Source organism: Chloracidobacterium sp. (assembly GCA_025057975.1).
GTDB lineage: Bacteria > Acidobacteriota > Blastocatellia > Chloracidobacteriales > Chloracidobacteriaceae > Chloracidobacterium.
Genome location: JANWUV010000012.1, coordinates 26,512 through 40,517, shown reverse-complemented (window position 1 = coordinate 40,517; position 14,006 = coordinate 26,512). Strand labels below are relative to the sequence as shown.

General features: G+C 59.2%; 12 protein-coding genes. 5 read left to right on the top strand and 7 right to left on the bottom strand.

Going from position 1 to position 14,006, the window contains the following annotated elements; genetic code table 11:
- Window positions 1-382: 382 nt before the first annotated feature.
- From NZ585_11330 to NZ585_11320, 3 genes are all read left to right on the top strand, one after another.
- Entirely contained in the window at window positions 383-1,423 is a 1,041-nt protein-coding gene (locus NZ585_11330) for a 6-phosphofructokinase (protein ID MCS7080621.1), read from the top strand.
- Between the two features lie 83 nt (window positions 1,424-1,506).
- The gene (locus NZ585_11325) at window positions 1,507-3,603 is read left to right on the top strand and encodes a protein kinase (GenBank protein ID MCS7080620.1); all 2,097 of its coding nucleotides are present in this window, start codon (window positions 1,507-1,509) and stop codon (window positions 3,601-3,603) included.
- Between the two features lie 128 nt (window positions 3,604-3,731).
- Window positions 3,732-4,907 (top strand): hypothetical protein, encoded by a 1,176-nt coding sequence (locus tag NZ585_11320; protein MCS7080619.1) that lies wholly within the window; start codon window positions 3,732-3,734, stop codon window positions 4,905-4,907.
- Between the two features lie 365 nt (window positions 4,908-5,272).
- On the opposite strand, the gene NZ585_11315 is transcribed toward NZ585_11320, so the two are convergent.
- The 4 genes from NZ585_11315 to NZ585_11300 all read right to left on the bottom strand — a co-directional run bounded on the left by NZ585_11315 (window position 5,273) and on the right by NZ585_11300 (window position 9,519).
- Window positions 5,273-6,457, bottom strand: a complete 1,185-nt coding sequence (locus tag NZ585_11315; GenBank protein MCS7080618.1) for an acyl-CoA dehydrogenase family protein — start codon at window positions 6,455-6,457, stop codon at window positions 5,273-5,275.
- A gap of 39 nt (window positions 6,458-6,496) precedes the next feature.
- A complete protein-coding gene (locus NZ585_11310; protein MCS7080617.1) occupies window positions 6,497-7,639 on the bottom strand; it encodes a peptidylprolyl isomerase in 1,143 nt (380 codons plus the stop codon).
- A 74-nt stretch (window positions 7,640-7,713) separates the two neighbouring features.
- Window positions 7,714-8,145: a methylmalonyl-CoA epimerase gene (gene mce, locus NZ585_11305; protein MCS7080616.1), complete on the bottom strand. Its 432-nt coding sequence runs from the start codon at window positions 8,143-8,145 to the stop codon at window positions 7,714-7,716.
- A 114-nt stretch (window positions 8,146-8,259) separates the two neighbouring features.
- On the bottom strand, window positions 8,260-9,519 hold the full coding sequence (locus tag NZ585_11300; protein MCS7080615.1) for an ABC transporter permease: 1,260 nt from the start codon (window positions 9,517-9,519) through the stop codon (window positions 8,260-8,262).
- A 476-nt stretch (window positions 9,520-9,995) separates the two neighbouring features.
- Here NZ585_11300 and NZ585_11295 point away from each other — a divergent pair, with 476 nt between their 5' ends.
- Window positions 9,996-10,577, top strand: a complete 582-nt coding sequence (locus NZ585_11295; GenBank protein MCS7080614.1) for a hypothetical protein — start codon at window positions 9,996-9,998, stop codon at window positions 10,575-10,577.
- A gap of 42 nt (window positions 10,578-10,619) precedes the next feature.
- Here NZ585_11295 and NZ585_11290 read toward each other — a convergent pair whose 3' ends face one another.
- A complete protein-coding gene (locus NZ585_11290) occupies window positions 10,620-11,672 on the bottom strand; it encodes a tetratricopeptide repeat protein (protein ID MCS7080613.1) in 1,053 nt (350 codons plus the stop codon).
- A 119-nt stretch (window positions 11,673-11,791) separates the two neighbouring features.
- Between NZ585_11290 and NZ585_11285 the strand changes: the two genes are divergently transcribed.
- Window positions 11,792-12,616 carry a hypothetical protein gene (locus tag NZ585_11285; GenBank protein MCS7080612.1) on the top strand — a complete coding sequence of 275 codons (825 nt, stop codon included), beginning with the start codon at window positions 11,792-11,794 and terminating at the stop codon, window positions 12,614-12,616.
- Window positions 12,617-12,856: 240 nt separating this feature from the next.
- Here NZ585_11285 and NZ585_11280 read toward each other — a convergent pair whose 3' ends face one another.
- Entirely contained in the window at window positions 12,857-13,225 is a 369-nt protein-coding gene (locus NZ585_11280) for a response regulator (GenBank protein MCS7080611.1), read from the bottom strand.
- A 75-nt stretch (window positions 13,226-13,300) separates the two neighbouring features.
- Entirely contained in the window at window positions 13,301-13,999 is a 699-nt protein-coding gene (locus NZ585_11275) for a Holliday junction resolvase RecU (protein MCS7080610.1), read from the bottom strand.
- Between the last annotated feature and the right edge of the window lie 7 nt (window positions 14,000-14,006).

Sequence of the window (14,006 nt, the reverse complement as noted above, 5' to 3'; positions counted from 1 at the left end):
AAGGCCTGCAGGCGGACGACCGGTAACTTCCCGGCGCAGGCGTTACAATCCATTGTGAAACCGATGTTTTACAAAGGCTGGTCAGGGCGTGATGCAGGTTTTGGCGCGCCCGTCCGCAGAAACTGAAGAAAGTGCCGTGTCACCGTTGCGTGAGCGTCGCTGGCGTCATTTGCGTCCTGCCGCGGCTTGCGCGCCAACCGCCAAGCCGTCATCCCCCTAGAACAACGTCCAACCGGTGCGGCCGCCGACGCAATGTGTGCAATGTTACACTTACGAAACTGTTTTACTTCTAACGCTTTGCTATAGTGAGGCGCAGTTGGCATGGCTTCCGGCGGCGGCGTGTGTACCGTCATTTCTTCGGTTGAGAGGACGAGGTAGCGTCATGGAGATTCGTACGTTAGGTGTCTTGACGGGCGGCGGCGACGCGCCTGGCCTCAATGCTGCGCTGCGCGCTGTTGTCCGTCGCGCCATGCAGCACGGGATTCGCGTGCTGGGCATCCATCAGGGCTGGAACGGCCTAATCCATGGGCGCGTCGAGCCGCTGACGAGATATTCGGTCTCAGGCATCCTGCCGCGCGGCGGGACGATTCTCGGTACGTCGCGCGTTAATCCTATGCAGACCGATGAAATCGCTGAACGAATTCGCGTCAACTGGCGCAAGTACGAGCTGGACGCCTTGATTGTCATCGGCGGTGAAGGAACGCTCAGCGCGGCGCTAGAAATGCACCGGCGGTACGGCTATCCCATCGTCGGCGTTCCCAAAACCATTGACAACGATCTGTGTGGTACGGATATGACGTTCGGCTTTGATACGGCGATGTCGGTCGCCACCGAGGCCATTGACCGCCTGCACACTACGGCGGAGTCGCACGATCGTGTGATGGTGGTGGAAGTTATGGGACGGCATGCCGGCTGGATCGCCGCCGGCGCTGGGATTGCGGGCGGTGCCGACATCATTCTCGTTCCAGAGCATCCGTTCCGCATCAGCGAGGTGTGCCAAATCCTCAATCACCGTAAATCGCTAGGGCGCTTCTTCTCAATTATCGTCGTCGCGGAGGACGCCCACCCGCACCCGGACGAAGATTTTTTGACACCGGAGGAACGCGAGCGCGTGTTTCAGCATACGCGGCTGGGCGGCATTGGACACTTGTTGGCGAAAAAAATCGAGGAATTGACCGGTATCGAAACCCGCGTTACGGTCTTAGGCTACACGCAACGCGGCGGCGTCCCAACTGCTTATGATCGGCTGCTGGCGACGCGCCTCGGCGTCAAAGCCGTGGATATGGTACGCGCCGGTGAATTCGGCTGCATGGCGGCGCTGCAGGGGATGCGCATGGCGTCGGTGCCGATTGAACAGGCCGTCGCCTGCATTAAGCGTCTGGATGATGAGTTGTATGAGACAGCGCGCGTCTTCTTCGGATAAACTTCCCACCCCTGTACAAACACTGTTTGTGTCTGTCGGGTTCAACGATCACCGCCGATTCTGCGCCGGAGCTTTGCTCACCTATGAAACAATGCCCGACTTGCCAGACGCAGTACCCGGATGACGCCAAATTCTGTCCACGCGACGGCACGTCTCTTGCCCCCGCCGGCGCTCCAACCGCCGATCCCTTCATCGGGCAAGTCCTTGCCGGACGCTATGAAATCCTCTCTAAGCTGGGTGAAGGCGGCATGGGGAGCGTTTACAGCGCTCGTCATCTCCGGTTGGAACGTGTGGACGCTGTGAAGATTCTGCGCCCTGACGCCGCCAATCCTGAGGCGGCGCGGCGTTTTTTGCGCGAGGCTAAACTGGCCGCTGGCATTAACCATCCCAATGCCGTCGTCATTCACGACTTTGGCGAAGCCGAGTCCGGCGTGGCCTTTCTGGCGATGGAATACATCCAAGGGCAGCCGCTCTCCAAGCTGTTGCAAAAACACGGGCCGCTGCCGCCGGCGCGTGTCGTCGCCATTGTGCGCCAAATTGCTTCGGCGTTGGACGCTGCCCATCAGTTGGGTGTCATCCACCGCGACCTTAAGCCCGACAACATCATGGTGATGGATGGCGACCGCGTGAAGGTCGTGGACTTTGGGATCGCCAAAGCCGTCGGCGGTATGGAAAGCGTCGTTCCGATGACGCAAGTCGGCTTCATCGTCGGGACGCCGCAGTACATGTCGCCTGAACAGGTCCTAGGCGAACCGCTGGATGCCCGCTCCGACGTCTATGCGTTGGCGCTGACGACCTATGAAATGCTGACTGGAGCGCCGGCGTTTCTGGGTGACTCCTTACAGGCGCAAATGGTGGCGCGGTTATCGGAGCCGCCGCGCCCGATGGTGGTCGCCGCCCCCCATGTCGCCGTGCCGCCTGCCATCGAAGCCGTGGTGCGGCAGGCGTTGGCGCGATCGCCGGCGCACCGTCCAGCTTCGGCCGGGATGTTCGCCGACCAACTTGAAAAGGCTTTATCCACCGTGGAGGACACACGCGCAATGGCGGCCACGACGGATCGCGCAACGCACCACCAAGGCGCGACGATCGCCACCGCCGGAGCGCGGTCGCCAGCCGCCACGCAGCCTGCGACGCCAAACCGGGACGATGTGTTTCGTCCGCCGCCCGCCTACGCCGCCGCGCCGCCGCTGCCTGCGACGGTTGCCCAACCGATGGCGGCTTCCATGCCGGGGACAGTGTGGCAAACACCGTACGCCGCGCCGACCTATCCGACGCCGCCGACGCAGTCCGCCGCTCCGGGACACAGCGAAACGTCTAAGAACGTCTGGATTATTGGCGGCGTGCTTGGCATCGCCGGTCTGGTTGTTGTCGTTCTAGTCGTTGGCGCGGCGCTGTACTTCTATGCCCCCTCGGACGGCGGCGGTGGGAATACCCCGTCGGTGGTTACCATTGACACCACCGCCATACTGCGCGAGTCGCGCGCCTTGCGCGAGGCAGGCGACTACGACAAGGCGCTGCGACTGGTTGACGAGCAGCTGGCTGCGAATCCTACGTCACCGGAATTGCGCATTGAAAAGGCGGAAATCCTGTTTGAGCAGGAGCGTTTTGTTGAGTCGGAAGATATTGTGTACGCCGTGCTGAAGTCGCATCCCGATTATGGGCCGGCCTACCAAAACTTAGGTGTTCTGAAGTGGCGGCAAAACAAGGTTGAGGAAGCCATCGCCAACCAGAAACGCTGTTTGGAACTCAACCCGGAGCAGGAGTACGTCTGCTATGCGCACGCGGTTCTGTCACAGATTTACGCCGAGCAGTACCTCTCCGACAAACGCAAGTTTGCGGCGCGGGCGGATGAGGCCGAAATGGAGGCGCGTTCGGCGCTGACGACGGCGACGCGGAAAAGCTTGGAGATTTATCCGCGCCTTACGCTTGCCGGCCTGTTCATTGATCGCAAGCAGTATGCGCTGGCGCGTGAACAGGTGGACAAGATTTTTCAGGACGGGGCGCTGAGGCGCAACCGCGACAGGGCAGCAGTTTTTTCCTATGCGGCGTTGATTGCATTTGGTGAAAAGCGTTACGCCGAAGCAGCCGAGGCGGCCGAGCAGGCGTCCCAGCTTGATCCCCAAAACAAAGATTATCGGAGGCTGGCTGACATGCTACGACGCTACCGCCGCCGGGGTTAAGCGGATGAAAATTCCGTCTAACGTCAGACGCAACAATTCACACGGAAGTTCGATAACCAGAGGTGATGGTGACATTCCCTGTACCGCCTGCTGCTTTGCCCAGGCGTGACCGGTGAGGAGACAGCTCTATGACGAATCGGATTCAGCCTCAAGTGGCGCGCCCAATTGCCCGCACGCTTTCGCCGACGGTCAACACCCCGCGTACAACGCCTTCAACGCCCGCCAACACCACCGTGTCCGCCAACACGACGCGGCTTTCCGAACTTCAGATGATGGGCGCATTGCGCAAGGGACAAGTTTTGACGGCTTCTGCAGTGGCGACTGCCGGCGCTCCGACTCGTCTGTATCCACGGGGGCCGATTACGGGCGCTGGGCCGAATCCGTCTGCGCCGCCGCGCGTTTCACCGCTGGCCGCCGACAGCCATCTCAACGGCGCAGCGTTTCGTGTCACAGCGCCCGGCGTTAATCCAAATGCCGCGCCGCCGGTCATCGTCGTCAACGGCATTATGACGCCGTTTTCCGGCGCAGCGAGCCTCGCGCAGGAAGTCTCCCGCGTGACGGGTAAACCAGTCGAAATGGTCTATAACAACTCCGACCCGGCGGTGGCCGCCAGCATCGCCCTAACGCACCATGCACGCCAAGCACGGGCGCGCGCCGAGGCGGACTACAACAATCTCCCCTTGCCGGTACGCCTCATCTTAGGCTCAAATCCAGCCAATCGGGAAGCATTCATTCTAGGTCGGACAACCCGCTACCTCGCCGAAGCGACGGTGAATCCGGGGACCGCCGACTGGGTCAAACGGAATACGCTCCAGAACCCGCCAGCCGCCCAGACGCAAGCCAACATGATTTTGTCCCAGTTAGCAAACTATCCGAACAGCCCGGTGCGGATTGTCGGCTACAGTCAGGGGGCGGCCATCAGCGCGGAGGCCCTCCGGTTGGTCGAGCGGCATCTCGTTCAGCAGCATGGGCGGGCGGTCGCCGACCAGATGCTGGCGCGCGTCCAAGTGCTGACGCTAGGCGGCGCGGCGAACGCGAATGATTTTCCGCCGGCGGTCAACGTCACCTCCATTGCGCACCAGACGGATATTGTCAGCCAGTACTTTGGCGCGAACCGCGCCGCCTTCGGACGTGGCGACCTGGGCGACTTTGTGAACTTCATCCGTGAAGGCTTCGGCATGCGGCAGCACCTCAACTATCTGGGCGCAAACAGCAACCCCGAAGTGGCGCGACAGATGCAGGATTGGGTGACGAATCCGCCTCGGCAGGATCGCGACGTCATTCTGCCCGATTACCGGGGATAAGATACTTTTCAACAAACAGAGCGCCTGGCGAATGCCGGCGGGACGCCACGATGCCGAAAAAGAAGGCCGCGGCCTTTAGGTGAGTTGGAAGCTTTTTGAGTCAAAGTAGCGAGTCAACCGGCTAGTCGGTGGCGAGAGTAGTCACAGGGCATCTGCCTGAACAGCCCGCGCAAACAGGCGGCGGACTCCAGCCTAAGGCGGGCACCCACCTGCGTTGCCCTAAGTCGCAGCGTTTTTGGGCAGCAATACCTCCAGCCTTGCCATTATTGAAAGGTCACGGAGAGGCTTCAGTGGAAGCTTCCCCGTGACCTTATTTGCTTCAGCGCTGTCTAAGCGGCAGTCGCCGTACGCCGACGGCAACCACCTTACGCCGTCGCCGATTTCGTTGCCACCACGCGCGGCCGCTCGGTGTAAAAACCTTCGTACTTGGCGATGATGCTCATCATAATCTCATCTGCACCGCCTCCGATGGGGAACAACCGCGAATCCCGGTAGTACCGCGCCAGCGGATATTCCTCCGTGTATCCGATCCCACCGTGGAATTGCAGGCAGACGTCGGCGACCAGTCGCACCAATTGCCCACCCTTGAGCTTCGCCATCGACGCCTCGCGCGTCATGTCCTGTCCGGCAATGAGCTTTTCCGTACAGTGGTAGCACAACTGCCGCAGGCATTCGATTTCCGTGACGACCTCCGCCAGCCGGAACTGAATGTATTGATTGTCAATTAGGGGCTTGCCAAAGGTCTTCCGCGTCTTGAGGTAGTTTTTCGTGATCTCGACAATCCGCTCCGCCCCGGCGTAGCACGTCACCGCCGCAATCAGCCGCTCTTTCTGGAACTGCTGCATTTGCAGCTTGAAGCCCTGCCCTTCTTCGCCGATGCGAAACCACTTCGGCACTCGTACTCCCTCAAACGCCAGCTCCGCCGTGTCTGACGACCAGTTGCCGAGTTTTTCAATCTTGCGGCTGACGATGAAACCCGGCAAGTCAGTCGGCACTATAATCAGCGACATGCCTTCATACGACTCGCCGGGCGAGGTTCGCGCCAATAGGCAAACCCAGTCGGCCTGCGTACCGTTGGTAATCCACATCTTGCTGCCGGTAATCACGTAGTAGTCGCCGTCGGATTCGGCGCGCGTCCGAATGCGGGCTACGTCCGAACCAGCGTCCGGCTCGGAAACGGCGATTGCGCCGACCTGTGTTCCGCGAATCGCCGGCTCTAGAAAGCGCTTCTTGAGTTCATGCGAACCGAACTCCGCCAGCGCCGGCGTACACATATCCGTGTGCACCGTAATCCCCATGGGGACGCCGCCGCAGGGAATTCGCCCAAGCTCTTCGGCGCGAATGATGTTGTACCAGTAATCCAAACCCAGTCCGCCGTACTCCGGCGGGTAGTTGACGCCCAAGAAATCGAGGTCACCCATTTTCTTGAGTACCTCGTGGGCCGGCCAGATGCCGTCCTTTTCCCACTGGTCAACGTACGGGTTGATTTCCTTCTCAATGAAGTCACGGAGCGTTTTACGGAAAAGCTGATGTTCTTCGTTGAACTGCATGCGGCGCAAGCCTCCTTCCACCAGTGCGTTGTTTGTGCATTATGAAACAGGGGCAGGGGGAACGGTGAAATCGTTTGGAACGACAATCCTGTACCGGGTGACCAACTCATCCAGCTTGGCTTCCACTCTGCGCTGGCGGAGCTTTTCGGCGATCTCACGCTTGGTCGGTTCATCAAGCGCCTTGGTACGTTTGTCTACCAACTTGATGATGTGGAAGCCGTACTGGGTTTGGACCGGCGTGGTCGAAGTAGCACCGACCTGAAGCGCCTTCACGGCTTCAAAAAAGGGTGTTACCATCATCCCTTCACGGAAGTAACCCAAATCACCGCCTTGTTTCTTCGAGACAAGATCATCCGAGTGCTGTTCAGCCAACTTGGCGAAATCCGCTCCACCCTGAAGTTGCTTAATGAGGCTTTCGGCTTTGGCGCGCGCTTCGGCTTCTGTCAGTGGCTTATTCGGCTTTTTGGCATCAGGGGGTGCGGTCGCCGGTGTCGTGGAAATCAAGATGTGGCTGGCCTTGTATTCCTCAAACTCCGCCGGATGCGCTTTGTAGTAGGCCTCAATCTCCTCGTCCGAAGGTTTGGCGTTTTCCTGAAGCTTGGTGATGATTTCGTTGCCGACGAGATTGGCCTGAAGCAAACGCCACTGAAGTTGAAAGGCGGTGGTTTTATTGACGCCGGCGGCTTCCCCGCGCATGCGGGTGACTTGAAGTTCGCCGTATTTTTCCTTCAGTTCGTCCATTTTGGGGAACTGGCGAAACTGTGGGTTTTGCGTCAAAAAATCCTCAAACGCTGTCGGACGCTCACGGTAAAAGGCCTCAATGTCTTCCTTGGTCACGGCCTTGTCCTTGCCTTCTGAGCGGCGCTTCCACATTTCGCCCACAATCTGCGCGTAAGCAAGATCGAGTTGGCTCCTGACTTCGGGTTTTTGGAACAGACCGCGTTGTTCAGCTTCCGCGACAATCGCCAGTGAGCGAGCAATTTGCTTGCGAAACTCTTCCTTACCCTTGGGGTCATCGCGCAGTCCGGCAAGGTTGCCTGCCGGTAAGTCAGCCAAATAGGCGTTGATGTCGGCCGTCGTCAGGGTGATGGGTGGTTTAGGCTTGGTTAGGTAACTTTGGGCGACCAGCGCGCCAGTTGCCGCCAAACAAACAAAAACAAAGATGATCAGCGACTTTTTCATAACGTCGAGATTGTCTCTATGCGATGCAAGCCCACCCAACGAACGCCGGTGGTAGGTGACAAGCTGTGCCGGCGTCAACCGGCGTTCTCTTCTGCTGCAGTGGGTTGCAGCGTCATCTTCTGGGAAAGTTCAACCAGCACGCCACCCGTCCCTTTTGGGTGAACGAACGCCACAAGGCAGCCTTCTGCGCCGACGCGCGGCGTCTCGTCAATCAACGGAACGCCCGCCGCCTTAAGGCGCTGCAGGGCGGCTTCAATGTCGTCCACGCCGACGCAGACATGGTGAATGCCGCCGCCGCGCTTAGCGATGAACTTACCTACGGGCGTGTCGGGACCGGTCGGCTCAAGTAGCTCGATTCGGCTTTCGCCAATCGGCAGCATCGCGACACGAACGCCTTGCTCTTCGACGACTTCAGTATGGGTAAGTGTAAGGCCAAGCGCTGTCTGATAGAAGTTCAGCGCCTTTTCGATGGATTCGACGGCGATGCCGAGATGGTCAACTTTCATAAAGCAGCACGGATTGGCTTTATTCAGCGGATGGGTTTCGCATGTGAAAGCTGCATAATGCACAGCACTTCGCCCAAACGCCAGTGTTTTCCGCTCGCCGGCGTACAGAGCGCGTCAGGAGCGGAACAGAATTTCCTCACGGTTGAACAGCGCCGTACACACCGCCGTCGCCAACGCCGCATAGAGAGCCGACGACAGGAACGTGAGCGCGAAAAAGCCAACGGTCAGCGATCCAGTGAGCGCTTGCTTGATGGCTAGCGCGCAGTTGAACAACGGGATAAGGCTCATCGCAAGCGGATTTTCATCCCCGACAAACAGTGACAGCGTCGCCGGGAGGATAACCACCATGACGAATGGCAGCGAATAGGACTGCGCTTCCTTTTGGTTGCGCGCAAATGACGACAGGATCATTAGGAGCGACGACGTAAACAGCGTTAGCGGCAGCGTGACAAGCGTCATCACGGCGACGGCCGAGTACGAAACGGCGATTTTCCCCTGCGTCACCTGCGCAAAGTAGCTCAACCCGATGGCGAACGATCCAACCAGACCAATGATGGTGAACACCGCTGAAGCGAAGCTGACGGTGGTGATGGCTAGGGTTTTGCCCAAAACGATTTCCGTGCGCGTAGCCGGCGACACCAGCAGCGTTTCCATCGTGCCGCGCTCTTTCTCGCCGGCCCCTAGATCGAAGGCGCTGGTCATACCGCCGAACGCCGCCGTCATAACAACGAGGTAGGGTAGGAGCGCGCCAAGCACCAAACCGCCGATGTTTTTATCTGAAGCCACACTGCGTTTGTTGAGCGTCGTCGGCGTCACCAGCGACGGATCAAGATTGAGCCGCTTTAGGCGTTCGCCGGTTGTCGCGCGGTTGAATTCGTCCAGCGCGTCCTGAACGCGCCGCATCGCCGAAAGGGATTTTTCGTTGGACGGGTCGAAAACAAGTTCCAGCGGGAGCGTTCCGTTGGCGGCTAGGATTTGTTCGCTGTCGGGTGGCGCAATGAGGGCGACGCGCACCGTACGCCGTTGAACAAGCGTCTCCACATGGTTGTTGTCGGCGGCGGCAGGCATCACCGCAAGCGAGCCGTCGCGTTCCAGCGCCATTCGAAGCGCAGTAGGTGCGCCGACGACGGCGACAGTGAGCACTTCCGCCTTGTCTTCAGCAGCTTTCCGATTGGCGAAGTACCCAATCACAAATAACAAAAGCGGTGTGACAAGCAGCGGCGAGATGAAGACGCCGAACAAAACCCGCTTGTCACGGAGGGTTTCGCGCATTTCCTTGGCGTAAATACAGCCGATGCGCCGCCAAGAACGCGGCTGAGCAGACCGGCGGCCCAGGGCTGTCGCAGGGGCGGACGGTGGTATGTCGTTGGGCATGGCGCTTCGCTTTTGTTTGGTTGTTTAATGCGAATTGGATGGATGGCGCGCGTTGGTTGTCTGAGCGCCGCGCTTGCTCTACAACAAAACGCCTAAGTTGCAAAAGAATGGCGTGAAAAACGACCAAGCCAAGGCAAAGGGCTGCAACCAACGGCTCAAAGCGGAACACCGCTTCTTCCCACTTGAACAGCGTGAGACACAAAAACATCACCAAACGGCATACGTCCCCAATGAGAGCCGAAGGTTTGGCCAAGAAACCTTTGGTTGATGTAAAGCTGGGCGGCGCAAGTAAAACACAAGAAATATGCCTTGGGTTCCCAGCAGGCGTTGCGCCAGACGCCGAGTGACGTTACGCTTCCTTGGCACTTGCGGTACCAAGCCCTAGCTTCCCGCAAGTGAGCGCCTAGGGTGGGCGCGCTGTGTTCAGCCGAGCTGTGGTGGGTTTCGCTTGCGTGTTTCTAAAGAGGAGGCGGGTCATGAGCAAGCCAAAGAAGTGGGTTCAAACCATTCTTCCGATGCACCCTGAAAGCCACTGGTCGGTTGAATCCGGTTGTTTGGCCTTTGTCGCCGATCATGGAGCTATTCGGTTTGACTACCCTGAAACGTGGGTCGTCATGCCTGGCGAAGGTGGCGCTATTGATTTCTACGACAAAGAGCCGCCTGACGGGAACAGTGTGCTCACGGTTTCCTACATCACGCTGCCGCCGTTTGCCGTGCCAGGCTTTACGCTGGCGATGTGCATGGAAGAGGCCGCTAGAGTTGATCCGCGCCCTATTTACGAATTCGGCCCAATGCATGAAATCCGGCGTGGCTCGATGGCGATCGTGTGGCGACAGGCGCGGTACATTGACGAAACAGAGAAACGTGACGCCGTCTCCCGGACATGCATCGCACGCAAGGGGCGGATTCAAGCTCTATTGACGTTTGAATACTGGGCCGATGCCGCCGAATGTTCCGAAAGGGCTTGGGACATCATCCTCAAAACTCTACGTCTCGGTGAGTTGGTGATTGACGTAACGCGCGGCCCGTGGCGCGGTAAACACCGGGGGCGTGGGTAGGCGGGTTTTGGGGTGGTTGTTGGCTGCAAGGGCGGCGGCGGTTCACGGCTTATCCTTCAAACCGTCGCTCGGCGCTTTGAGCCTTTCAAGCGCACGCCTGAGGAAGTCGTCCAGCCCGCTCAATGCGGCCGCCTTTTCATAAGCAGCGACGGCGTCGTGACGCCGGCCGGCGCGTTCGTGAACGTAGCCCAATTCCCGCCAGACGCCAGCCTCGTTGGGGAGCAACGCCGTCGCTTTAGCCAGCACTGTTGTCGCACGGTCGAGTTGTTGTTCGCGCGACAGCGCCAAACCCAGCGCGAAAACAAGCGCCGGCTCATCCGGTTGCTGCGCCAAGGCGCGGTCGAGTTCAGGGATCGCCTTAGCGAACTGCCGTTGCGCGACCAAGAGACGCCCGCGCAGTCCAGCAGCAACCGTTGGCGCTAATCGCTGCACCTTTTCAATCCCAGCTAGAGCGCGCTTGACGGCCGCCGCGTCGCCGGGTGTCGCCGTCGCGCTCGCCACATCCAATTCGGCCAGCAACCGCCAAGCTTCCATTTGACGGTCGTCCCGTGCGACCGCTTGTAGAAGCGCCTGTCGCGCAGCGGCTTCATCACCCAACCGATAGTGGGCGTAGCCAAGCAACGTCCAAGTGGCGGCTTCAGCGTCGGGGCGCGCGGCGGCGAACGCCAATTCAGCGGCTGCACCCTGGAAGTCCCCGGCTAAAAACAGCGCCTTGCCCAAAGCGAGCCGCGCAGCAACGTCTTCACGATTTTCTTGCGCGCGTATCAGTTCAACGGCCTTACGCAAGGCCGCCGCCGCCCCCACGTAGTCTTTCAATTGTAGGCGGCAGAGACCGATCAGGCGGTAGGCGGCGGCTTGGTCGGGATACTGAACGGCGACCGGCTCCAAAGCTTCCAAAGCGGCGGCGTACTGCGTCTGCTGATAGAGCGACACGCCCCGCTGGAAGCGCGTTTGGGCCTCTTCATCGTCGGCGAATGAGCGTTTTGCCTCCTGCGCCCAAGCGAGGCAGGCTAAACCGCAACACAGCCAGAGGTGCAACAGTTGACTGCCCCACTTCCAGCGCAATGCACTGCGCCTTTGCTGACTTGGTCGCATATAGACACCCTCCCTACGAACGACTACCATGCAGGCTGATTTAAGGTTGTTGCGTTGTCGGTCATTGGTTTTCAGTATCTGTTGGCGGCTTCCTAAGCTAGGCCAAAACCAGACTGAGTATGGAACACCGTCAAGCTAGTGATTCACCGCTCACCGAAGCCGATATTGAGTTGTTCAACCGCTTTTACGTGGATTTCCTCGGTAAGCGCCTTGACGATCCGATGTCGTTTCTCAAGGCTGGCACGCTGCTGCGGCGCGGCGACTTGCGCAATGTTATGCGCGAAACCATGGCCCTGCGCGCAATGTTCGAGCAAGCGATGCCGAATGTTCGTCAGCGCGACTTACTGCTGAGCTTCCCCGGCGTGTTGCCCAATCTGCACAGCATTATGTTTGACCTGTCGCAAAGCTACGGGGCTGAAGGGGTGACCGTCCAAGTAATGAAGCGCGAGCAAGTTGAAAAGCACCTTGACGGTACGGAGATGTTCCGGCTCGACATAGACAAGGCAATGGAGGATTTCCCTTCGTTGCCGACTGATGACCGGCAAGCGTTGCTTCAGCTGATGAAAGCCCGTCCGGGCGAAGCGACGCTTCGGTTTCTCCTAGTGATCCTCGCGGATCACCTTTTTTTGGTCATCTTGCCAGGTCAGCCGACCGAGACAACGCCGGCCCTTGGACGCCTACGCCGACTAATTGAAACCCAATTGGGTGAAAAGGCCGATGAACTCATTGTCGAGTTCTTTACTGTCGGCGGCGGGTACATTCGGCGCGCAGGCGATGGCGTTGTGTTTGGTGGGAGCAACCCGCTTTTCGATCCGATCTATGCCGTTCCTGAAGCGCCGGCAGTTAAGGTGTTTCAGCAGCGGTGGCAAGAACATAAACTGGCGCTGGTCAAGCGTATCCTCGCCGCTGAAATGCCCGAACTTATTGTCGCCTTTGACCGCTAGAGCGTCTTTCAGAGCATTTCTCCAAGACAATGGAGTTCGCTAGGCGGCGGCTGCCCGTCTCGTGTTGCTGCTTCGGAAAGCGCGTCATCATCAGCTCTTGCGGCAAACTTGTCATCTGGGGGCGGCGAAGGCGCTCACAAAGCATTCGGATGTCGTCACGTATCCGCCTCAGGTTTTTAGTGAGGCGTCCTAGCACCGGCCACTACATACCCTTGTGCCGCGCTGCTTTTGCTCAGCAAATCACCTGCGTCCAAACATCCGCCAAACAGCTTGTTGCAAGGCGTCTAACTCAAACGGCTTGACCAAAAAGGCTACGCGATCAGGCGGAAACATCCGGCGCACATGCGCTGTGATGTCCGTCCCAGACATGATGATGGCGCGTACTTCCGGGCGCTGCGCCAGTACTTCCAACGTAAGCTGCAGACCGTTGACGCCAGGCATACGCACGTCCGTCAGCAGGCCCCGTAAGCCTGGCAACGTGAGAGCTTTCTCCAACGCTTCCCGTCCGTCACGCGCCACGACGACGGCGTACTCCGGTGACAGCAACTCGGCGTAGAGTTCACACAGCAGTTCTTCGTCGTCGGCGATCAGGATACTCGGTTTTGGCACGTACCCCCCCCCCCCCCGCACACATTTCGTGCCCCGCAGGCAGGATGCAGAGGGTCAACGGCGACACCAAAAAACTCACGGCAATGAACTGCCACATAACACCTCCAGCGTAAGACGGCTGTAGTTCACCCCATAGACTTGCTCTTGGCGCTCGATGGCTGTGAGGTAATCGTAGATGACCAGTCCGCGCCCCGGCTCAACCGGCGTCAGATGTTCTGCACAGAACCGGTAGGGAATGCTCTTCCGCTGCCGGGCTGCACGAAAGCATGTCACGAGCTGAATCGGAATGAAAAACACCGACCGGTGGCCGGCGAACTCCACGAGAAACCCCGCCACAGCCCCACAGGCACCCATTCGCTCTAAGAACGTCACCTGATGCGGATGCAGGTTGTCAAAGTCCAGCAGGTCACGTTTCGTCGTCTTGGCGTCGTAGAAAATGCCGCGGCCGGTCGGCGCCATCACGCCGCCGTAATCCGGTTCACCGCGTGACTCCGGCACAAACGCGCGGAGGTCACTCGCCTGTTCCTCTTGCCAAGTTTGTCTCAATATCGTCGCTGGCACAGCGTCCCCTGTTTTCAGATGGGCCAGCGCCGGCATCGGAGGAACCACTAACCCCCGCCGGCGGCAACTCTTGGGCACAACGTATTTGCCCGGAATCGCTTTGCGTGTGATGCACGCGCGTCCGAGTTGTTCATACGCCTCGTTTGTGCGGTTAATGGCCTCCTGAAATCCGCTTCCCCGCTCGGCGCCGCGTTGTTGTCCGCGCGTCGTCATGGTTCGG